A 21,736-nucleotide genomic window follows, 5' to 3' on the forward strand; every position below is an offset into this window, starting at 1 on the left:
GACGACGCAATCCTCAGCCGGCGGCAAGTTCGGTAAGCGCCTCGCGACCGGTCACCGCCTGGTCCTTCGGCCATGACCACCAGGTCGCGCTTGCCTCGGCGGCGTCCTCGAGCAGCATGCGATAGGCCTCGCGTGGCACCTCCTGCGTACCAAACTGGGCCAGATGCGCCGTCTGGAACTGCGCATCAAGCAAGCGGTAGCGGCCGCGCCGGAGCCGCGCCACGAGATGCACCAGCGCAACCTTCGAGGCGTCGGTCTCGCGATGGAACATGCTCTCGCCGAAAAAAGCGCCGCCGAGCGCCAGGCCGTAGAGGCCGCCAACCAGCCGGCCGTCGCGCCAGCACTCGACGCTGTGAGCGTGGCCGAGGCGGAAGAGCTCGCCGAAAAGCTCCCTGATCCGCGCGTTGATCCAGGTGTCGGGCCGGTCCGGCTGCGGCTCGGCGCAAGCGGCGATCACCTCTTCGAACGCCGTGTCGACCCTGATCTCGAAAGGGTCGGACCGGATGGTGCGGGCGAGACGGGAGGGCAGATGGAAACGGGAGAGCGGAATCACCCCCCTGATCTCGGGCTCGACCCAGAACAGGCTCGGATCACCGGCACTCTCCGCCATCGGGAAAATGCCGGCGGCATAGGCGCGCAGCATGATCTCCGGCGTGATCACGGGCGAGCGGATGGGCGCGGAGCGAGCCTTCATGCGGGAATGGGAGCGTGGCTGCGCTGTGCTGTCAAACGGGAAAGACACTTTTCCGCGTCATGATCCGCCGGTCCTGGCAGCGAAGGCGTCATTCTCGGGCGAAGCGAAGCGTAGACCCGAGAATCTCGTGACGAAAAGGCGCTGGTTTCCGAGATGCCGGGGCGAGCCCGGCCATGACGGGACGGAGACGGGCCTATTGCCCCTCCGGCCCCATGCCGCCGGCCGCGAGGAATTTCTCGAGCCAGTGGATGTTGTAGTCGCCGTTCAGGATGTCGTGGTTGCGCACGAGCGTGCGAAACAGCGGCAGCGTCGTGTCGACGCCGTCGACGACGAACTCGTCGAGCGAACGGCGCAGGCGCATCAGGCATTCCGCCCGGTTGCGACCATGGACGATGAGCTTGCCGACGAGCGAATCGTAATGCGGCGGAATCGCATAGCCCTGATAGGCGGCCGAATCGACGCGCACGCCGAGGCCGCCCGGCGTATGGAACGAGGCGATCTTGCCGGGAGAGGGCCGGAAATTCGCCGGGTGCTCGGCATTGACCCGGCACTCGATGGCATGGCCCTCGATGACGATGTCGCTCTGCTTGAGCGCGAGCGGCGCGCCGGCGGCGATGCGGATCTGCTCGTTGACGAGGTCGATGCCGGTGATCATCTCGGTCACCGGGTGCTCGACCTGGATGCGCGTGTTCATCTCGATGAAGTAGAACTCGCCATCCTCGTAGAGGAACTCGATCGTGCCGGCGCCGAGATAGCCGAGCTCGGCCATCGCCTTGGCGCAGATATTGCCGATCCTGTCGCGCTCGCCGGCATTCAGGGCGGGCGAGGGGCCTTCCTCCCAGACCTTCTGGTGGCGGCGCTGCAGGGAGCAGTCGCGTTCGCCGAGATGGATGGCGTGGCCCTTGCCGTCACCGAGGATCTGGATCTCGATATGGCGCGGTTTCTCGAGATATTTTTCGATATAAACAGCGTCGTCGCCGAAATTGGCCTTGGCCTCGGTTCTTGCCGTGGAGAGCGCGACGGACATCTCGTCGGCGTTGCGCACGACCTTCATGCCCTTGCCGCCGCCGCCGGAAGCCGCCTTGATGATCACGGGGAAGCCGATCTCGGCGGCGATGCGCAATGCCTCGTCATCGTCGGTGACGCCGCCCTCCGAGCCCGGCACGCAGGGAATGCCGAGGCGCTTGGCGGTGCGCTTGGCCTCGATCTTGTCGCCCATGCTGCGGATATGCTCGGCCTTGGGGCCGATGAAGGCGATGTTGTGCCGCTCCAGGATCTCGGCGAAGCGGGCGTTCTCGGAGAGGAAGCCGTAGCCGGGATGGACCGCGTCGGCGCCGGTGATCTCGCAGGCCGCGATCAGGGCCGGGATGTTGAGATAGCTCTCGCGCGCGCTCGGGGGGCCGATGCAGACGCTCTCGTCGGCGAGGCGCACATGCATGGCGTTGGCGTCGGCGGTGGAATGGACCGCGACCGTGGCGATACCGAGTTCCTTGGCCGCGCGCAGGACGCGCAGCGCGATCTCGCCCCGGTTCGCGATCAGGATCTTGTCGAACATCTTCGGCTCGTCCGCGCTCGCAAGCCTGCTCACTCGATCACCAGAAGCGGCTCGCCATATTCGACCGGCTGGCCGTCCTCGACCAGGATCGCGGTGACCTTGCCGGCGCGCGGCGCGACGATGTCGTTGAAGGTCTTCATCGCCTCGACCAGCAGCACGCGCTCGCCGACCTTCACCTCCTGGCCGATCTCGACGAAGGGCTTCGCCTCGGGCGAGGGGCGCCGATAGGCGGTGCCGACCATCGGCGAGGGGACCGCGCCGGGATGGGTGCCGGCCGACTTGGCATCGACCGGAGAGAACGCCGCCGGAGCCGCAGCGCTGGCCGCGACCGGAGCGTGGGAGGCGACGGGCACCTGCACCGTGGCTGAAATCGTCCGCGCCACGCGCACGCGCAGATCGCCCTTTTCGACTTCGATCTCGGTGAGATCGGTCTCGTTGAGGAGCTGCGCGAGCTCGCGCACCATTTCAGGATCGATCGGACTCTTGGTCGCCATGGCGGGTTTCACCGTCTTCGTCGTCTGTTGGAAGGACGAGCAGCCGAGAGGCCGTCGTCCCGCTGGATTGAACCGGCCGTCAGGCCGCCGTCTTGGCCGCGCGCTTCTGCAGAAGCGGCACGATCGCGTCGAAAGCAAGGTCGTAGCTCGCCACGCCGAAGCCGCAGATCACGCCGACGCAGACCGGCGCCATATAGGAATGGTGCCGAAACGCCTCGCGCGCATGGACATTCGAGACATGGACCTCGATGGCGAGCGCCTCGGTGCCCTTGATCGCGTCGCGCAGCGCCAGCGAGGTGTGGGTATAGGCCCCGGCATTGATGATGATGCCGGCGCCGGCCAGGCCCGCCTGCTGCACTCGGGTGACGAGTTCGCCCTCGAAATTGGTCTGGCTGAAGGTCAGCTCGACCCCCGCCGCGGCGGCTTTCGCCTTGAGGCGTTCCTCGACGCCGGCAAGCGTCACCGAACCATAGGTTCCCGGCTCGCGGGTGCCGAGCAGATTGAGATTGGGTCCGTTCAGGACGTGGACGGCAACCATAGCGCGCGCTGATTCCCCAGGCCGCAGGTTCGCGGCGTCGGCGTCGTCTTAACCGGAAGAGCGGGGCAGGGGAAGCCTGAGCGGCCGGCCCGCTGGCAGGAGCCGTGCGGGGCTGGCCGGTGCGTCAGCCGCTGCAGGTCGCCTTGCCGCATTTGCGGACGGCGTCGATCTTCTGCTTCAGCGCCGCGGCGCCGACCGCGCCGAAGACCACCTCGTCGCCGATGATGAAGGCCGGCGTCCCGGTCAGGCCGAGCCGATCGCCGAGCGCCACGGTGGATTCGATCGCGGCGCGGGTCGCCGGCGCATCCATGTCCTTGCGGGCGCGCTCGACATCGGCGCCGGATTCCTTGGCGACCTCGAGCGCCTTGGCGCCGTTGATACGGCCCTTGGTCGCCATCAGCTTGTTGTGGAAATCCCAGTATTTCTGACCCTGGAGCTGGTTCTTGACCGCGATGGCGACGCGGCTGGCCTCGACCGAATCCGGCCCGAGAATCGGGAAGTCCTTGATCACGACGCGAAGCTTGGGGTCGTCCTTGGCGAGGGTACGGACGTCCTCCAGCGCTCTTTTGCAGAAGCCGCAATTGTAATCCATGAACTCGACCAGCGTAACGTCGCCCTGCGGATTGGCGGCGATGATCGAGGTCGTCGGATCGGTGAGGCTCACCTTCTCGGCGGCGACGGCGTTGCGCTGAGCGTCGGCCTGGGCGACCTGGTTGCGCCGCTCGAGCTCGATCAGGGCCTCCTGGATCAGCTCCGGATTCTTCAGCAGCGTCTCGCGGACGAGATCGACGACCGCCTTGCGCTGTTCCGGCGTCAGCGGGGCTTGCGCCTGTGCCTGGACGGGGCCGGCCATGAGCGAAAGGGCGAGGCCGAGGCCGGCCAGCGCCGGGCCGGCGCGCCGAACGCCGGCGAGCGCCCGGCGGAACAGGGTGATCACGGCCATCTCGTCATCCTTTCGAGCCTGCCGGCCATAAGCCGAAGCAGGCGCTGAACCATTCGTCATTGCGACACCTTCTCCGCTCTCGGGCGGGCAGCGTCAATTCACAGCTTTGCCAACGGTTGCGGCGAAGTGACCGCTCGGCTAGCCAAAGGCTAGCGGCGCATCCCCCGACCGGCGCCGAGACGGATCCCGACATGCAACAGGCCAGCGGCTTCTTTCCGACCCCCGAGCTGGCGGCGCGCGCCGAACGCGTCGCGCCGTTCATCGTCATGGACGTGATGAACCAGGCGGCGGCGATCGAGCGGGCCGGCGGCTCGGTGGTGCATATGGAGGTCGGCCAGCCCTCGGCGCCGACGCCGGCGAGCATCCGTGCCGCGGCAGGGCGCGCGCTGGAGCATGGCCGCATCGGATATACCCAGGCGCTCGGCACCGATTCGCTGAGGGAACGCATCGCCCGCCATTATCGCGAGAGCTATGGCGTCGCCGTGGCGGCCGAGCGCGTCGTGGTGACGACCGGCTCGTCGGGCGGCTTCATCCTCGCCTTCCTCGCCTGTTTCCAGCCCGGCGCGCGCGTCGCCATCACCGCGCCGGGCTATCCGGCTTATCGCAACATCCTGATCGCGCTCGGTCTCGAGCCGGTCGCGATCGAGGTCGGGCCGGAGACGCGCCATGCGCTGACGCCGGAGCTGATCGCGAAGGCCCATGCCGAGCGGCCGCTGGCGGGCGTGCTCACCATGAGCCCGGCCAATCCGACCGGAGTTGTGATGGCGCCCGAGGCGATCGCGGCCGTGGCGGCCGAGTGCCGGCGGCTGGGGCTCTGGTACATCTCCGACGAGATCTATCACGGGCTGACCTACGAGGCGCCGGCGACGACCGCGCTCTCGGCCGATGACGAAGCGATCATCGTCAACTCCTTCTCCAAATATTACTGCATGACCGGCTGGCGCGTCGGCTGGCTGGTGGTGCCGCAGCGCATGGTGCGCACGATCGAGCGGCTGCAGCAGAATTTTTCGATCTCGGTGCCCTATCTCAGCCAGGTCGCGGGCGAGGCCGCCTTCGATGCGACGGCCGAATGCGAGGCGATCAAGGCGGGCTATGCCGCCAACCGCGCCTATCTCCTGAAGACCCTGCCCGAGATCGGGCTCGGCGACTTCCTGCCCGTCGACGGGGCCTTCTACATCTATCTCGACATCGGCCGATATTCGAACGATTCCATGGCCTTCTGCCGGGATGTTCTCGAAAAGGCGCATGTCGCGATCACCCCGGGGCTCGATTTCGACGAGGCGCGTGGGGCCCGCACGGTCCGGCTCTCCTTCGCCGGTTCGCTCGCCGAATGCGAGGATGCGGTCGCACGCATGGGGACGTGGCTGAAACGCCGCTGAAACCAGCGTCGCAATAGCCGCTTGCCAAACGAGGCACAGCGGAACAACTCTCGGGCTTGTGACATCGCGTTGCATGGTCGGGAGGCGGCAGCATGCGGGTTCGCATCGGACTCTTCGGCAAGGCGGGGCAGTCCTGCGCGCTGCCGATCCTGGCGGCCCTGGCGATGGTTCTTCTCGCTGGCAGCCGTGCCGCCCTGGCGCAAGCCAGCCCGGAACCGTCGATCGTCCTGACCTTGCGCGGCGATGAGACGCCGGAGGCGCTGAAGCGCACGCTCGATGCGCTGGAGGCGGGCGGCCGGAAGGTGACCTTGCGGATCGCCGGCGCAGGCGAGACCGTTCCGGCGGCAGTGGCTGCGCCGGCGGCGGCGGCCACATCTGCCGCTCCGACATCACCGACAGCAGCAGCGGCGACGCCGAAGCAGGGCAGTTCGCGCATCGACACGTTCTGGGACGATTTCGTCGCCGGGTTCGACTATGGCAACGAAGCGATACCAGCCGCCGCCGCCTTGCCGGAGGATTGGAGCCGCGCCTGGGCCGGCAACCGCAACGGCGCCGCCGGGCTTCCGGCAGTGGCGCGGCTGCTCTTGGTGCTCGCGCTCGCCACGGCCGCGGCGGCGCTGTTTCGCCGCGCCAGTGCCGGCTGGTTCTCGCGGCGAATGGTGCCGGGCGGGCCGGAATTCACCTCACGCCTGATCGCGTCGGCCTATGGCTTGCTTCAGGACCTGGTGACGCTCGGCATCGCGCTCGTCATCCTGCGCGTCTGCGGCAACCTCGTGCTGCCGGAATGGGATCTGGCGGCGAGCACGCTGCGCACGGTCGGGAACGGCGCCGTGATTGGCGCGGCCTATATGATGGTCGGACGGTTCCTGCTCGCGCCCGGGGCCCCGGACCGCAGGCTCATGCCTTTGCCCCGCGCCGACCGTCACTTCGGGCTTCTGGTCGCCTACGCGATTTGCGCGCCGGTCGTCATCGTCGGCGTCTTCCTTGCCCAACGGGTCGCCGCCAGCCCGATGACCGTTGCCGGACTGTTCGCGACCACGGCCCTTGCCATCACGCTCTTCAAGCTCTGGTGGTTCTTCGACGCCCGGCACGACCTGACGCGCCTCGTCCTGCGCAATGCCGAGGCGCCGAGCCCAGGGTTGCGCGTGCTGGCGCTGCTCACGCCCTGGTTCTACATCGCCGTGGCGGTCGTCATCTGGATGGTCGGGCGCGCCTCGGCGATGATGTCCGATGGCGCGCGCTGGGCCGAAGCCGCCGGGATCACCCAGATCGTCGTCGTGCTGGCACCGGTGATCGCGGTCGGCATCGGCAACCTGATCCGCTGCCGGCGGGCCCATCGCGCCGCCGTCGCCGAGACGACGCCGCATGGCGAGGCCCTCTCGCGTGCAGGCCAAGCCGCAGCGACCGGGATCGTCTGGGCCATCGCCTTCTACCTGCTGGCGCGGCTATGGGCCGGTTTCGCCTTTGACATGGCCTCGCCCGAATTCAGCGCCTTCTCGCGTCAGGCCGCCGGCGTCGCGATCCTGCTCTTTGTCGGCTGGGTGGCGCTGGTCTTTCTCAGGGCCTTCTTCGATGCCTATGCGCCGCGGCAGGCGGCGAGCGGCCCGGCCGACGAGGACGCGGCTCCGGTCGAAGGCCATATCCCGTCGCGCCTGGCCACCGTGCTGCCGGTGCTGCGCGGCGTCGTGCTCGGCGCGGTGGCGGGGCTGGTCGGGCTCGTCGTCCTGTCGCGCCTCGGAGTCGATATCGGGCCGCTGCTGGCAGGGTTCGGCATCCTGGGTCTCGCGATCTCGTTCGGCTCGCAGGCGCTCGTGCGCGACATCGTCTCCGGCTTCTTTTTCATGATCGAGGACGCCTTTCGCGTCGGCGAATATGTCGATACAGGCCGGCTCAAGGGCACGGTGGAGAAAATCTCGCTGCGCTCGATGCAGCTGCGCCACCAGAGCGGGCAGATCCACACGGTCCCCTTCGGCCAGATCCCCTCGCTCACCAATGCCAGCCGCGACTGGGCCACGCTGAAGTTCAATGTCCGGCTCGACCATTCGGCCGATATCGAAAAGGCGCGCAAGACGATCAAGAAGGTCGGGCTGGCGCTGCTCGAGGATCCGGAATTCGCGCCGCATTTCATCTCCCAGCTCAAGATGCAGGGCGTCGCCGACATCACCGACAGCGCCGTCGTGGTCCGGCTGAAATTCACGGCCAAGCCCGCCCATGCCTCGACCTTGCAGCGGGAGGCGCTGAAGCGGGTCTACCGGGCGCTGAACGAAGCCGGCGTGCCCTTCGCGTCCAATGCCGTGACGGTCCGCGGTGGGGAGGGGCAGGCCTCGGCGGGAGCCGCGGCGATCACGGCCGTGCCGCCGCCGACACCGCTGGCCCCGGCTGCCGGATAGGCGCCCGGCATATCGCTTAACGGAAAAGGCCGCTGCGGGGGTCCGCAGCGGCCTTTGGTTCACTTGCGTCCGGCGAGCTTGTTCCACCAGCCGCCGCGCTTGGGTCGATCCGGATCCTGCGGCGTCAGCACGACCGCGACCGGCTCCTCGGCGACGCGGCGCGCCCGGGCAGGGGCGGGCGGCTCGGGCGCCGGTTCGGCTTCGGAGGCCACCGCCGATTCGACCAGGGCCGGCTCGGCAGCAGGCGCCTCAGCCGCGACGCCGTCCTCGGTGATCGGGACGACCTTCTTGCGGGCGCGGCTGCGCTTGGGCTTTTCGGCCGGGGCGTCCGGAACAGCTTCCGCGACCGTCTCGGTCACGATGTCCGCCGTCTCGGGCGCCTCAGTAGCGAGGCTCGCCTCGGCTTCCGCCTTTGGCTTGCGGCCACCGCGACGGGCCCGGCGCGGCTTGGCGTCCTCGGCCGGTTCCGGCGCGATCTCCTCGACCGGAGCTGCGACGGACTCCGCCGCAACCGCCTGCTCGCTGGCGGCATTCTCGCCATCGCGCTCGGCGCCATCCTCATCGCCTTCGCCGTCCTCGTCGCCTTCGGCATCGCTGCCGCCGTCGAGGCGCTGGCCATTGGCGTCACGCTCGCCGCCACGCCGCCGGCGACGACGCCTGCGGCGCTTGCGTCCACCCTCGCCACGGTCTTCGTCCTGGCGGTCCGATGCGGCCTCGCTCCGGGACGCCGGCTTCAGCTCATCCTCAACACCGGCCGCTTCGGCCTCGGCCGCCGCGTCGAGCGCATCCTCGTCATCGGTCTCGGCGATCGCCTCGGCCTTGAACGGGCTCGGCACGACACGGCCTTCATTGCCGACGAACTCGCCGCGCTCGACCTCGAAATAGCGCGTGCCGAGCAAGGTCGCGTCGGCCGAGACCGTGACTGCCACGGCGAAGCGCGCTTCCAGGTCGCTCAGATGCGCGCGCTTCTGGTTGAGGACGTAAAGCGCCACTTCCGGCCGGGTGCGGACGGTGAGATTGTGCGAGGCGCTCTTGATCAGCGCCTCTTCCAGAGCGCGCAGGATCTGCAGCGCCACCGAGGAGGTCGAGCGGATCATGCCGGCGCCGGCGCAATGCGGGCAGGGCACCGAGGAACTCTCGAGCACGCCGGTGCGGATGCGCTGGCGCGACATCTCGAGCAGACCGAAAGCCGAGATGCGGCCGACCTGGATGCGGGCGCGGTCGTTCTTGAGGCAGTCCTTGAGCTTCTTCTCGACGGCGCGGTTGTTGCGGTTCTCCTCCATGTCGATGAAATCGATCACGATGAGACCGGCGAGATCGCGCAGCCTGAGCTGGCGGGAGATTTCCTCCGCCGCTTCGAGATTGGTCTTGAGGGCCGTGTCCTCGATATTGTGCTCGCGGGTCGAGCGGCCCGAGTTGATGTCGATCGCCACCAGCGCCTCGGTCTGGTTGATGACGATATAGCCGCCGGACTTGAGCGTGACCGTGTTGGAGAACATCGCGTCGAGCTGGCTCTCGACGCCGAAGGAGGCGAAGAGCGGGGTCTGGTCGCGGTAGGACTTCACGCTCTTGGCATGGCTCGGCATGAGCATGCGCATGAAGTCCTTGGCCTCGCGATAGGCCTCGTCGCCGGCGACGTGAACCTCGTCGATATCCTTGTTGTAGAGGTCGCGGATCGAGCGCTTGACGAGGTTGCCCTCCTCATAGACCAGCGCAGGCGCGACCGAGCCGAGCGTCAGCTCGCGCACGCTCTCCCACATCCGCATCAGGTATTCGTAGTCGCGCTTGATCTCGACCTTGGTGCGCGAGGCGCCGGCGGTGCGCAGGATGATGCCCATCCCGTCCGGAACCTCCAGCTCCTGGGCGATCTCCTTGAGGCGCTTGCGGTCCTCGGCATTGGTGATCTTGCGCGAGATGCCGCCGCCCTTGCCGGTGTTCGGCATCAGCACCGAATAGCGGCCGGCGAGCGAGAGATAGGTGGTCAGCGCCGCGCCCTTGTTGCCGCGCTCTTCCTTGACGACCTGGACCAGGATGATCTGGCGGCGCTTGATGACCTCCTGGATCTTGTACTGGCGGCGCGAATGGCGCGGGCGCTCGGGCATGTCGTCGAGGGCGTCGCCGCCGCCGAGATGCTCCGGCTCCTCATGCGGCTCGTCGTGACCATTCTCGTCCTGGCCGTTCTCGTCGCCGTCTTCGTTCTCCTCGGACGGGCGGCGAGCCTCGGCAGCATCCTCGCTCTCGCCTTCGGACGCCTCGGCTTCCGGAGCGTCGGCCGGCGCGGTCTCAAAGGTCAGCGGCGCTGCGTTATCGAGGACGGTCTCGTCGCTCGATTCGGCGACGGCGGGAGCGAAGGACTCGCCGAAGGCGGGAGCCCCCTCGTTGACCATCGCGGCTTCCTTGCCGTCGGTCTCGACCTCGGCGGTGACGGTCTCGTCGCGGCTCGCCTTCTTGGCGCGGCCGTCACGGTCGCCGCGACGTCCGCGGTCGCGCCGTCCGCGCTTCTCGCGGCGTTCCTCGTCACGCTCCTCCTCGCGGTCGGCGCGCGCTTCCTCGGCGATCAGAGCCTGCCGGTCGGCGACCGGAATCTGGTAGTAGTCCGGGTGGATTTCCGAAAAGGCGAGGAAGCCGTGACGGTTGCCGCCATATTCGACGAAGGCCGCCTGGAGCGAGGGTTCGACCCGCGTCACCTTCGCCAGATAGATATTGCCCCGCAGCGGTTTGCGGCTGGCGGATTCGAAATCAAATTCCTCGACGCGTGATCCGCGAACCACCACGACCCGGGTCTCTTCCGGGTGGGTGGCGTCGATGAGCATCTTGTTGGCCATAAGACGTTTCCATTGGCGCGGCCGCCGTCATGTCCCGCCGGGCTGCGGATCGAAATCCGCTGCCGCGGGCAGGGGCGCCGCGCGTAGGCCGGCTTCCGCCGGCATGTTGCAGGAGAAAGTGTTCGATCAGGACGCGACGGCGATTCGGGAAACCCGGCCGGACAACGAGTCCGCCGTGGTCCCGAAGGTATGGACGATGCACCGGTAAGCTAAGCGGCGTCGTATGCCCCGACATCTGACCTGACCTGCGGCACGTCCGCCTTGAGACGGCGCACCGCGTTTGCACGCTCGCGAAAAACCGCCTTGCGCCGAACTTCGTGCCTGACGCAGGCCGTCCGCGGACGATCTGTTGGCGGTTGCCTTGCTGCGACCGGTCCAGGACGGAACGGTCGCTAGGCCCTGGTCCCGGACGCCAGCGGATCCTCGGATCCGGACGCGCGCTACGGGCGGCTTCGCAATGCAACCATCCCCATTACAGATAGGTGACCGTGATTTGCAAGCAACATCATTTGGGAACCTCGCCGCGGCGCCCTGGCGGCCGTTCACGGCAATGAGCGTCCATGGTAACCGGTTGTTAAGTCGCCGCGCCGCTATGGTTAAGCGTTGGTGACACGCATGGGAACCACTCAGCTGACATACGGCTCTCGCAGCACCGGCTCGGGCCGGCCGAGGCTCCACGGCCTGATCGGCCTGGCGTTCGGCCTGTGCCTGGCGCTCATGCCCGGCGCGGCGATGTCCAATCCGTCACGCCCGGCAAACGAGTTCGCGGTCGCGACGGACGCCAGGATAGAGCAGGCGGGAGAGGTCGTGCGGCTGACCATGGCGCTGTCGCGCCCGGTCGAGGTCAGCGCCTCGGTGATGGCCGCGCCCGATCGCGTCATCATCGATCTGCCTTCCGTGAATTTCCAGGTCCAGCCGAGCGCCGCACGCAAGAGCGCGGGCTTCGTCAGCGCCTTCCGCTTCGGCATGTTCACGCCCGATAAATCGCGCATCATCCTCGATCTCGCTCAGCCCGCTTTGGTGACGCGCGCCGAGGTCCGGAGCGTCCGCGGCGGATTCGGCGAACTGGTCGTCGAATTGAAGCGTGCCAGCCGGGCCGAGTTCCAGGCGGCTTCCGTCCGCGCAGCGCCGCAGGCGCCGGAGGACCCGGCCTCGCAGGCGGCCAAGCCGCAGGGCGAGACACGCCAGCTCGTGGTGATCGATCCCGGCCATGGCGGCATCGATCCGGGCGCGGTCGTCGCTTCGATCGCCGAAAAATCGGTCGTGCTGGCCTTCGGGCTGGCACTGAAGGGACAGCTCGAGGCGAGCGGTCGCTACCGCGTGCTGATGACGCGCGACGACGACACCTTCGTCCCCCTGGGAGAACGGGTGAGGATCGCCCGCGCTGCCGGGGCGGACCTCTTCATCTCGATCCATGCCGATTCGCTGACCCAGTCGCAGGACGTGCGCGGCGCCACGATCTACACCGGGTCCGAGCGCGCCACCGATGCCGAATCGGCGCGGCTCGCAGCCAAGGAAAACCAAGCCGACGCCGTCGCCGGGCTCGACGCGACCGAGGACATGCAGGACGTCGCGGGTATCCTGATGGACCTCGCCAAGCGCGAAACCCGGACCTTCTCCTCGCTTTTCGCCCGCAATCTGGTCGAGAAGCTGGGCGGATCTGTCAGGCTGCACAAGGTCCCGATGCGTTCGGCGGGTTTTCGCGTGTTGACGGCGCCTGACGTGCCCTCCGTGCTGATCGAGCTCGGCTACATGTCGAGCCCGAAGGATGCGGAGCTGCTCAATTCGCTGTCCTGGAGGCTGCAGGCGGTGGCGGCGGTCGAAGCCGCGGTCAACGGATTTTTCGAGCGCGGACAGGCTGTTGGGAAGGCTGCGGCCAACCAGCGCTGAGCGTTGTTGCCGTCAGCGGCGATTGTGGTCTTCAGGCCACGGTTCCGCCATCTCTGCCGTGCTATAGACGTGATTTGGAAGCGACGAGGACTGGGGCGGCGAATCCGATGAAACGGATGACCGCGCAGCAAGCAGGGGCATAGGCCTTAGATGCGGTTTGTTCTGCGAATCTTTGGATGGTTGTTCGCTGCAGGCGCGATCGTCTTCGTCGTTGGCGCCGTCATCGCTGGCGGCTTCATCTGGCACTACTCCAAGGACCTGCCGGACTCGGCGCAGCTTCGCAATTACGAGCCGCCGGTGATGAGCCGCGTGCATGCCGGCGACGGCAGCCTGATCGCGGAGTTCGCGCGCGAGCGTCGGCTCTACCTGCCGATCCAGGCCGTGCCGAAGATGATCATCGACGCCTATCTCTCGGCCGAGGACAAGAATTTCTACAAGCATATCGGCGTCGATCCCGAGGGTCTGGTTCGCGCCGCGATCACCAATTTCCGCAGCCGCGGCTCGAATCGCCGGCCCCAGGGCGCCTCGACCATCACCCAGCAGGTCGCGAAGAACTTCCTCGTCGGCTCCGAGCAGAGCTATGAGCGCAAGATTCGCGAGGCGCTGATCGCGCTGCGGATCGAGGGAACCTATTCCAAGGACAAGATCCTCGAGCTCTACCTGAACGAGATCTATCTCGGCGCGCCGGCGCCGGGGCAGGGCAGCTACGGCGTCGCCGCGGCCGCGCTGAATTATTTCGGCAAGTCGGTGCATGAGCTGAACCTGCAGGAGGCGGCCTATCTCGCCGCGCTGCCCAAGGCCCCGACCGACCTGCACCCGTTCCGCAACCGCGAACGCGCCATCGAGCGGCGCAATTACGTGCTCGACCGCATGGCCGATAACGGATTCGTGAAGCGCGCGGAGGCGGAAGCCGCCAAGAGGCAGCCGCTCGGCGTCAATCCCCGCACGGTCTCGGCGAACAACATCGCCGCCGGCTATTTCGCCGAGGAGATCCGGCGCGAATTGCAGGATCGCTACGGCGAGAAGAAGCTCCTGGAAGGCGGCCTCTCGGTCCGTGCCACCGTCGATCCCAAGATGCAGCTCCTGGCCCGCAAGTCGCTGGTCGACGGGCTCGTGCGCTTCGACGAGGCGCGCGGCTGGCGCGGCGCCGTCGAGAAGCTCGACATCGGCGCCCGCGACTGGGGCATCGCGATCGGCAATCTGCCGGTGATGGGCGATGTCGCGCCCTGGCGGCTGGCGGTGGTTCTCGAGGTGAGCGGCGACAGCGCCCGTCTCGGCTTGCATCCGATGCGCGAGAATTCCGGCCATCTGAAGCCCGAGCGCGATATGGTGACGCTGACCGGCGAGGGCATCCGCTGGACCCGCCGGGCGCGCGTCAGCCAGGTCGTCTCGGTCGGCGATGTCGTCTATGTCGAGCCGGTCGAGAGCAAGCCGGGCCAGGTCCGCCTGCGCCAGATGCCGGAGGTCAACGGCGCGATCACCGTGATGGATCCCTATTCCGGCCGCGTGCTCGCGATGGTCGGCGGCTTCTCGCATGACCAGTCGGAATTCAACCGCGCGACGCAGGCGCTGCGTCAGCCGGGCTCGTCCTTCAAGCCCTTCGTCTACGCCACCGCGCTCGACAACGGCTACACGCCGTCGAGCATCGTGCTCGACGCGCCGATCGAGGTCGACCAGGGCGGCGGGCTCGGCGTCTGGCGCCCGGAGAACTATGACGGCAAGTCGACCGGGCCGCGCACCCTGCGCTACGGCATCCAGTATTCGAAGAACCTGATGACGGTGCGCCTCGCCAAGGATGTCGGCATGCCGCTGATCGCGGAATATGCCCGTCGCTTCGGCGTCTATGACGACATGCTGCCGGTGCTCTCGATGGCGCTCGGCGCCGGCGAGACGACGGTGATGCGCATGACGGCGGCCTATTCCATGCTGGTCAATGGCGGCAAGCGCATCCGGCCGACGCTGATCGACCGCATCCAGGACCGCTGGGGCGCGACGATCTACCGTCACGACCAGCGCGTTTGCGAGGGCTGCAACGCCGATAAATGGGCGAACCAGAAGGAGCCGCGCCTCGTCGACAACCGCGACCAGGTGCTCGACCCGCTGACCGCCTACCAGATGGTCTCGCTGCTCGAGGGCGTCGTCCAGAACGGCACGGCGCAGGTCGTGAAATCGGTCGGCAAGCCGCTGGCCGGCAAGACCGGCACCACCAACGAGGCCAAGGACGTCTGGTTCGTCGGCTTCTCTCCGGACCTGGCCGTCGGCGTCTATATGGGCTTCGACAAGCCGAAATCGCTCGGCAACTCGGCGACGGCGGGACAATACGCGGCCCCGATCTTCCGCGATTTCATGATGGCGGCGCTGAAGGACAAGCCGGCGACGCCGTTCCGCGTGCCGCCCGGCATCAAGCTGATCCGCGTCGATCCCCGCACCGGCATGCGCGCCGGTGGAGAGGGCGGCATCCTGGAAGCCTTCAAGCCCGGCACCGCCCCGCCTGACAGCTATTCGGTCATCGGCGCGGCCGGAGACGGCAGCGGCGCGCCACTGAACGTCTCGCCCGGCGGCCGCGGGGTCGGGTCGGGAACCGGCGGCCTCTACTAGGCTCCTGTGACCGTGGCCCGGGCGTCATGCTCGGGCTTGACCCGAGCATCTCTCGCCCGGGGATTCTCGGGTCTGCGCGGAGTTTATCCTTGGGCCGGCCAAAGGCCGGACCCGAGGGCTCCGCCCGGGAATGACGTCGCGTCGGGCGTTTACACCCGAGCCTTTCAGCCCTATCTCAACGCTCCATCGCGCAGCTCGAACGGAAGCCCATTCAGAATCATGCGTCCCGAAGTCCAGACCCAACTCGACAACGCCAAGCAGTCGATCGGACTGCTGAGGAGGCATCTTTGACTGGGATGTCGCACAACGACGCCTCGCGGAGCTGAACGCGCTTTCCGAAGGGCCAACCTTCTGGGACGACGCCGAGCAGGCGCAGAAGCTGATGCGCGAGCGCACCTCGCTCGAGGACCAGATCAACGGCATCATCAAGCTGGAGCGCGATCTCGATGACGCGCTGACGCTGATCGAGCTCGGCGAGATGGAGGAGGATGCCGCCTCGATCGCCGAGGGCGAGGCCGCGGTCAAGACGGTCGAGCACGAAGCTGCGCGCCGCCAGGTCGAGACGCTGCTCTCGGGCGAGGCCGACATGCTCGACACCTATGTCGAGATTCATCCCGGCGCCGGCGGCACCGAGAGCCAGGACTGGGCCGAGATGCTGCTGCGCATGTATCGGCGCTGGGGCGAGCGGCGGAAGTTCAAGGTCGAGATGCTCGACTATCAGGACGGCGACCAGGCCGGCATCAAGTCGGCGACGCTGCAGTTCAAGGGCCACAATGCCTATGGCTGGCTGAAGACCGAATCGGGCGTGCACCGGCTGGTGCGCATTTCGCCCTTCGATTCGAACGCCCGCCGGCAGACCTCGTTCGCCTCCGTCTGGGTCTATCCCGTCGTCGACGACCGCATCGTCATCGACGTCAAGGAATCGGATTGCCGGATCGACACCTATCGCGCCCAGGGTGCGGGCGGCCAGCACATCAACACCACCGATTCGGCGGTGCGCATCACCCATATCCCGACCGGGATCGCGGTCACCTGCCAGCAGGAGCGCTCGCAGCACAAGAACCGCGCCAAGGCCTGGGACATGCTGCGTGCCCGGCTCTACGAGGTCGAGCTGAAGAAGCGCGAGGACAAGGCCAATGCCGAGGCGGCCTCCAAGACCGATATCGGCTGGGGCCACCAGATCCGCTCCTATGTGCTGCAGCCCTATCAGCTCGTGAAGGACCTGCGCACGGGCGTCTCGTCGACTGCGCCCTCCGACGTGCTCGACGGCGATCTCGACCCGTTCATGGAAGCCTCGCTGGCGCAGCGCGTCTACGGCACCGAGGTCGAGGTCGAGGATATCGATTGACGCGTTGGCGGGGATGACGGTGGAGAAACCTCGCTCGCGCCTGCGCAACGGCCTGATCAATCTTGGCGTCTCGCTGGCGAGCCTGCTGGTCTTCCTGGCCTTCTGCGAGCTGGTCCTGTTCCGCTACGTGCTGCCGGGCAGCGACGTGCCGCACAATGATTTCGTCAACGAGGTCGTGCGCTATGCGCCGAACCAGAGCGGCGTCTGGCGGGTGCGCGACGAGATCGCGGCGCCGTTCTCGATCAACGTGAAGGGCTGGAACTCCCCGCTCCAGGACTACCCGCGCGAGCGGGTGGCCGGCCGCCGGCGCATCGCCTTCGTCGGCGACAGTTTCGTCGAGGCGCTCCAGGTGCCCGTCTCGCGCAGTTTCGTGGAGACCGTCCAGGCGGGCCTGAGCGGCTCGGGGCCGGTAGAGACCTATCGCTTCGCGATCGCCGGCGCGCCGTTCAGCCAATATCTCCAGATGATCGAGCGCGAGGTCCTGGCGACGCGGCCGGACCAGATCGTCGTGCTGTTCGTCCATAACGACTTCGACGAGAGCTTCGTCTTCAGGCCCGGCCGCTATACCTCGAGCTTCCTCAAGCTGAAGATCGAGGATGGCAAGGTGACGAGCGAGATTCCGCCGCAGCCCTGGCGACCGGGCGCCGTCGAATGGCTGCGGCAGAGCGCGACCGCCCGCTATTTCCTCTATCGCTGGCAGGTGCGCCCGCAGGCGCTGGTCGATGCGATCTTCGGCCCGGCCCGGGCGCAGGAGGGCGGTTATGCCGCCAATGTCGATATCGCTTCGGTGCTCGCCCGCGAGGCGGATGTCAGGGCGGCGACCGACTATGTCGTCAAGCGCTTGGCGGAGCAGGCACGGAGCATAGGCGCAAAGCTGCTCATCGCCATGGATGGCGATCGCGGCGCGATCTATGCCGGCCGCCAGGACAGTCTGGCGCTCAAGCTCAACCGCATCGCGGCCGAGGCGGCGCAGCGCGCCGGCGTCAGCTTCCTCGACCTGCAGCCCGTCTTCGCCGCGGACTGGGCGCAGAATCACCAGCGCTTCGAGTTTGCTGCCGACGCGCACTGGAACGAGAGAGCCCACGCCATCGCCGGCGCAGCCATTCTGGCGGCCCTGGCGAAGCAGTAGGCCCAGAGCGAGCGCCGAACCGGAGCGTCAGGTGCGGCACTAGATCGCCGTGTGTTCTATCGGACGCAAGGTGGCGATCTATCTCTTTGTTTTAGCATCGAATTTTTTCGAAAAGTGGATTCCACTTTTCGGTCCGATGCTCTAGGCCGGGCTCTCCTGGCTTTCGACCGCCGGCAGCGAGGCCAGCAGGCCGACCAGCGCCCGGTCGTGCAGGACCACCATCCGTTCCTTCGGCTTCAGCCAGATCGCCGCCTCGTCGATCGTCTCGGCCTCGACGAGCTTGGCCTGCGCCACCGCACGTTCTGCCTCGATCTCGCCACGCCGGCGCATCTGGCCTTCGGGCAGCATCCGGTCATGGGCGGCGCGCAGGCGCGGGTCGGCATGCAGCGCCTTGAGCCCGTCAGCCTCATCGAAGCCGGCCTCGGCGAACTCCGCCTGCAGGGCGTTGGCGCGCAGCGCGATCGTCGGCGGATCGCCTTCCTCCGGCGTGATCAGCAGCTTGTGCCGCTTCAGCCAGAGCCCGAGCGCGAGCTGGCCCGAGGCCCAGGAGAGCGGGATCGCCAGCAAGAGGCCGACGATCGTCGGCGACATCCAGGCGAAGAGCGAGGTCGCGATCATGAAGGCGGAAATACCGGCGATGGCGCCGAGCACCGTATGCATGCGGTGACGGCGCACGATGTCCTTGAAGGGGATCGAGCCGTCGTCGCGGCGCTGCGGGTTCCAGCCGGTATCGCGGCCGAGCAGGATCTGGAAGACCGATCCGGACTGGATCAGCATCATGATCGGCGCGAAGAAGGCCGAGAACAGGATCTCGAGAAGCGAGGAGAAAATCAGCCGGATGCCGCCGCCGCAGGCGCGCCTGAGCTTGCCGTTGAAGAGCGTGAGCAGGAGGCCGAAGAGTTTTGGCGCCAGCAGGATCGCCATGGTCAGCGCGAACAGGTTCAAGGCGCGTTCGGGGTCGAAGCGCGGCCAGACCGGGAAGAGGGTGAACTCCTGCGTGAAGTATTCCGGACGGGCGTAATTGACCTGCAGCACGATCAGGATGCCGACGACGAGCTGCATCAGCCAGAAGGGCGAGGCCAGGTAGCCCATGATGCCCGTGGCGAAATGCTGGCGCGTCGACCAGACGAAGCCTTTTGCGCCGATGACGCGCGAATGCTGCAGATTGCCTTGCGCCCAGCGCCGGTCGCGCACCGAGATGTCGATCAGCGAAGGCGGGCTCTCCTCGTAGGACCCCGTCAGGTCCGACAGCATATAGACCGACCAGCCGGCGCGGCGCATCAGCGCGGCCTCGACGAAGTCATGGCTGAGCACATGCCCTCCGAAGGGGGGCTTGCCCTTGAGGTCCGGCAGGCCGCAATGCTCGGCGAAGGCTTTCGTCCGGATGATCGCGTTATGGCCCCAGTAATTGCCGTCCCGGCCCGACCAGATGGCGAGGCCGGTGGCGATGACCGGGCCATAGACCCGCGCCGCGAACTGCTGCAGCCGCGCGAAGAAGGTGTTGCGGTTGATGATCAGCGGCAGCGACTGGATGATGCCGGCGTCGGGATCGGCCTCCATCGCGGCGGCGAGCCGCACGATGCAGGTGCCGGTCATCAGGCTGTCGGCGTCGAGCACGACCATGTGCTCGTAATGCCCGCCCCAGCGCGTGACGAAATCGGCGATATTGCCGGCCTTGCGATGATGGTTCTTCGGCCGGTGGCGGTAATAGACGCGTGCATCCGGCCCGAGCCGCTCGCGCAGCGCCAGGAAGGCCCGCTCCTCGGCGATCCAGACATCCGGGTTCGTGGTGTCCGAGACAATGAAATAGTCGAAATTCGCCCCCAGCCCGGTCGCCTCGACCGATTCCCGGATGGCGGCGAGGGCGGCGAAGGTGCGCGCCGTCGATTCGTTGTAGATCGGCATCACCACGACGGTGCGATGCTTCAGGCTCTCGGCCCGTTCCGTCCGGCCCGAGCCGAAGAGCAACCCGAAGAAGCCGACGAGCGCGCTGGTGAAGGCAAGCGCGATCCAGGAAAAATTGACCGTGAACAGCAGCAGCAAAACGTACTGCAGGAACGTCGTGCGGCTGACCGACACGACATTGTACATTTCCCAGGCGCCATAGGCCGTGAGCGCGAGCCCGCCGCCGAAGACGAAGAGCCGCTTGAACCACGGCGTCGTCCAATGCCGCGGGGACGCGGGCTTGCGCCGCTCGGACGGATCCCATCTCCTGAAGGACTGGACGGGCATCACCAGCCGGTTCTCCGGCGGGGTCGCGGCTTGCGTGCCTGACGGCGCTGGCGCCATGGCGATTTCGGCCGCGCGCCGGGGCGGCTTCTCTGTCACCACGTCCATCGATTCAACCAGGTTTCCGATACGGGTTGGCCGCCGGCCTCGAGGACGAGGCGCAGCTCGGAGAGGTTTTCGGTGCCGGGGTCGACCTCGAACCCGACGCGCATGGTCTTGCGTTCCGGGTAGGGCCAGAGCCGCAGCCCATGGACGGCGCCGGGTGTGGCGGTGACATTGGCGCGCGTCGCGGCGACGACGCCGGGATCGGCGAGCCTGTCGCCGGTGAACTCGACGAAGAATCGCCGCCTCCGGCCCGTCGAGCCCTTGCCCTGCCGGATCCGTGTCGCGGTGGCGAGCGTCGTCCGTTCGGGCGGCTGCCAGCACCAAGCCTGGCGATAGGCGATCGTGGTCTCGCTGCCAGCCGCGATCGGCTGGCGTGGCCGCCAATAGCTGATGATGTTGTCGTTGAGGTCGGATTCGCTCGGGATCTCGATCAGTTGCACGGAGCCCGCGCCCCATTCCCCGAGCGGCTCCATCCAGACGCTCGGCCTGAGCTCGAAGCGCTGATCATCGTCCTGGAAGGCGGTCGGGTCGCGTTCGCGCTGGACGAGGCCGAAGCCGCGGGGATTGGTGTCGACGAAGGAGGAGACCTGCAGCGCCACCGGATTGCTGACCGGACGGTAGATCCATTCGCCGCCGCCGGTGAGCATCTGGACGCCCGAGACCTCGTGCACGGCGGGGCGGATGTCGTCGAAGGTGCGGCGGCTCTGCGGGGCCGCCATGAAGGTGCCCATCGTGCAGCCGAAGCCGACATGGTCCAGCGCCTGGCGCGCGAACAGGGTCATCTCGACATCGATGAAGGTGACGTCGCCGGGCCGCAGCGTCATCCGGACGGCGCCGGACAGGCTTTCCGAATCGAGCAGGGCATGGATCACGAGCAGGCCCGAGGCCGGGTTGGGCCGCTCGATCCAGAACGCCCGGAAGAACGGAATCTCCTCGCCGCGCGTCTCGCCGGGGCGCAGGATCAGCGCCCGCGCCAGCGCGCCGAAATTCTGGCCGCGCGCCAGCGCCCGGAAGAAGGTCGCGCCCTGGAAGATCGCGACCTCGTAGGGCCGCTCATGCCCTGCCGCGACCCTGAACCCAGAGAATTGCAGATCGACGCCGGCCGGCGGCGGCGGCACCTTGCCGTAATCGAACTTGCCGCGGTCGAAGGCGACGCGCCGCACGACCTCGTCCTCGACCGTGAACAAACTGACCGGAGCGGAGAAAACATAGCCGCGATGCAGCGGCTCGACCGTGAACCCGCGATTCTCGCCGGCCCAGATCAGGCCGCCCGGCTGCGCCCTGATTCCCGAGAACTGGTCGAAGGGCAGGGCGGCATAGCCTTCCGGCAGATCGGTCGCCGTGACCGGTACCATCGGCCGGCGCGACAACATCCGGGCCGCCTCGACAACCAGCGAGGGGTCGAAACGCTGCCCCTCGGCAATCACCGACTGCACGGTGGCCGCCCAGCCGGTGGCCTGGGCAGAGGCGGGGCCGGTCGCCAGAAGCGGGGCGGCGGCGAGGCTGTAGGCCGCACCTTCCAGAAAGCATCGACGATTCAAGGATTTCGACATCATTCCCAACATCAGCGGGCGGCGCCCTCCGCCCCCAGCGCTTCTAGAGCATTTCGCGACCGGCTG

The 21,736-nt window shown here is 67.5% G+C and carries 14 protein-coding genes; 6 read left to right on the forward strand and 8 right to left on the reverse strand.

Going from position 1 to position 21,736, the window contains the following annotated elements; translation table 11 throughout:
• Positions 1–13 precede the first annotated feature (13 nt).
• The 5 genes from aat to ACTIF2_RS17405 form a co-directional block, all read right to left on the reverse strand.
• Entirely contained in the window at positions 14–694 is a 681-nt protein-coding gene (gene aat, locus ACTIF2_RS17385; RefSeq protein WP_439498356.1) for a leucyl/phenylalanyl-tRNA--protein transferase, read from the reverse strand.
• A gap of 193 nt (positions 695–887) precedes the next feature.
• Positions 888–2,249, reverse strand: a complete 1,362-nt coding sequence (gene accC, locus ACTIF2_RS17390; protein ID WP_439498357.1) for an acetyl-CoA carboxylase biotin carboxylase subunit — start codon at positions 2,247–2,249, stop codon at positions 888–890.
• Positions 2,250–2,278: 29 nt separating this feature from the next.
• On the reverse strand, positions 2,279–2,743 hold the full coding sequence (accB, locus tag ACTIF2_RS17395) for an acetyl-CoA carboxylase biotin carboxyl carrier protein (RefSeq protein ID WP_439498358.1): 465 nt from the start codon (positions 2,741–2,743) through the stop codon (positions 2,279–2,281).
• Positions 2,744–2,822: 79 nt separating this feature from the next.
• Positions 2,823–3,281 (reverse strand): type II 3-dehydroquinate dehydratase, encoded by a 459-nt coding sequence (gene aroQ / locus ACTIF2_RS17400; RefSeq protein WP_439498359.1) that lies wholly within the window; start codon positions 3,279–3,281, stop codon positions 2,823–2,825.
• A gap of 124 nt (positions 3,282–3,405) precedes the next feature.
• A complete protein-coding gene (locus tag ACTIF2_RS17405; protein ID WP_439498360.1) occupies positions 3,406–4,224 on the reverse strand; it encodes a DsbA family protein in 819 nt (272 codons plus the stop codon).
• Positions 4,225–4,415: 191 nt separating this feature from the next.
• Between ACTIF2_RS17405 and ACTIF2_RS17410 the strand changes: the two genes are divergently transcribed.
• Entirely contained in the window at positions 4,416–5,603 is a 1,188-nt protein-coding gene (locus ACTIF2_RS17410; RefSeq protein ID WP_439498361.1) for a pyridoxal phosphate-dependent aminotransferase, read from the forward strand.
• A gap of 92 nt (positions 5,604–5,695) precedes the next feature.
• A complete protein-coding gene (locus ACTIF2_RS17415) occupies positions 5,696–7,993 on the forward strand; it encodes a mechanosensitive ion channel family protein (RefSeq protein WP_439498362.1) in 2,298 nt (765 codons plus the stop codon).
• Between the two features lie 59 nt (positions 7,994–8,052).
• On the opposite strand, the gene ACTIF2_RS17420 is transcribed toward ACTIF2_RS17415, so the two are convergent.
• The gene (locus ACTIF2_RS17420; RefSeq protein ID WP_439498363.1) at positions 8,053–10,818 is read right to left on the reverse strand and encodes an Rne/Rng family ribonuclease; all 2,766 of its coding nucleotides are present in this window, start codon (positions 10,816–10,818) and stop codon (positions 8,053–8,055) included.
• Positions 10,819–11,433: 615 nt separating this feature from the next.
• On the opposite strand from ACTIF2_RS17420, the gene ACTIF2_RS17425 reads away from it, so the two are divergent.
• The 4 genes from ACTIF2_RS17425 (at position 11,434) to ACTIF2_RS17440 (ending at position 17,783) form a co-directional block, all read left to right on the forward strand.
• Positions 11,434–12,708 (forward strand): N-acetylmuramoyl-L-alanine amidase, encoded by a 1,275-nt coding sequence (locus tag ACTIF2_RS17425; protein WP_439498364.1) that lies wholly within the window; start codon positions 11,434–11,436, stop codon positions 12,706–12,708.
• Positions 12,709–12,858: 150 nt separating this feature from the next.
• Positions 12,859–15,306, forward strand: coding sequence for a penicillin-binding protein 1A (locus ACTIF2_RS17430; protein ID WP_439498365.1), 2,448 nt, complete (start codon positions 12,859–12,861; stop codon positions 15,304–15,306).
• Positions 15,307–15,525: 219 nt separating this feature from the next.
• A protein-coding gene (prfB, locus tag ACTIF2_RS17435; RefSeq protein ID WP_439498366.1) for a peptide chain release factor 2 occupies positions 15,526–16,654 on the forward strand; the annotation gives its coding sequence in 2 pieces (ribosomal slippage) (positions 15,526–15,594 and positions 15,596–16,654; 1,128 coding nt in all).
• 19 nt (positions 16,655–16,673) lie between these two features.
• Entirely contained in the window at positions 16,674–17,783 is a 1,110-nt protein-coding gene (locus ACTIF2_RS17440; protein WP_439498367.1) for an SGNH/GDSL hydrolase family protein, read from the forward strand.
• A 141-nt stretch (positions 17,784–17,924) separates the two neighbouring features.
• Here the strand turns inward: ACTIF2_RS17440 and mdoH are convergent, their stop codons facing one another.
• Complete coding sequence (mdoH, locus tag ACTIF2_RS17445; RefSeq protein WP_439498368.1) at positions 17,925–20,120, reverse strand: glucans biosynthesis glucosyltransferase MdoH; 2,196 nt, start codon at positions 20,118–20,120, stop codon at positions 17,925–17,927.
• The gene (locus tag ACTIF2_RS17450; protein ID WP_439498369.1) at positions 20,108–21,658 is read right to left on the reverse strand and encodes an OpgD/OpgG family glucan biosynthesis protein; all 1,551 of its coding nucleotides are present in this window, start codon (positions 21,656–21,658) and stop codon (positions 20,108–20,110) included. Before ACTIF2_RS17450 ends, mdoH begins: the two co-directional genes overlap by 13 nt.
• Positions 21,659–21,736 lie beyond the last annotated feature (78 nt).

The sequence above is a fragment of the Allobosea sp. genome, assembly GCF_051860145.1.
In the GTDB taxonomy this organism is placed as follows: domain Bacteria; phylum Pseudomonadota; class Alphaproteobacteria; order Rhizobiales; family Beijerinckiaceae; genus Allobosea.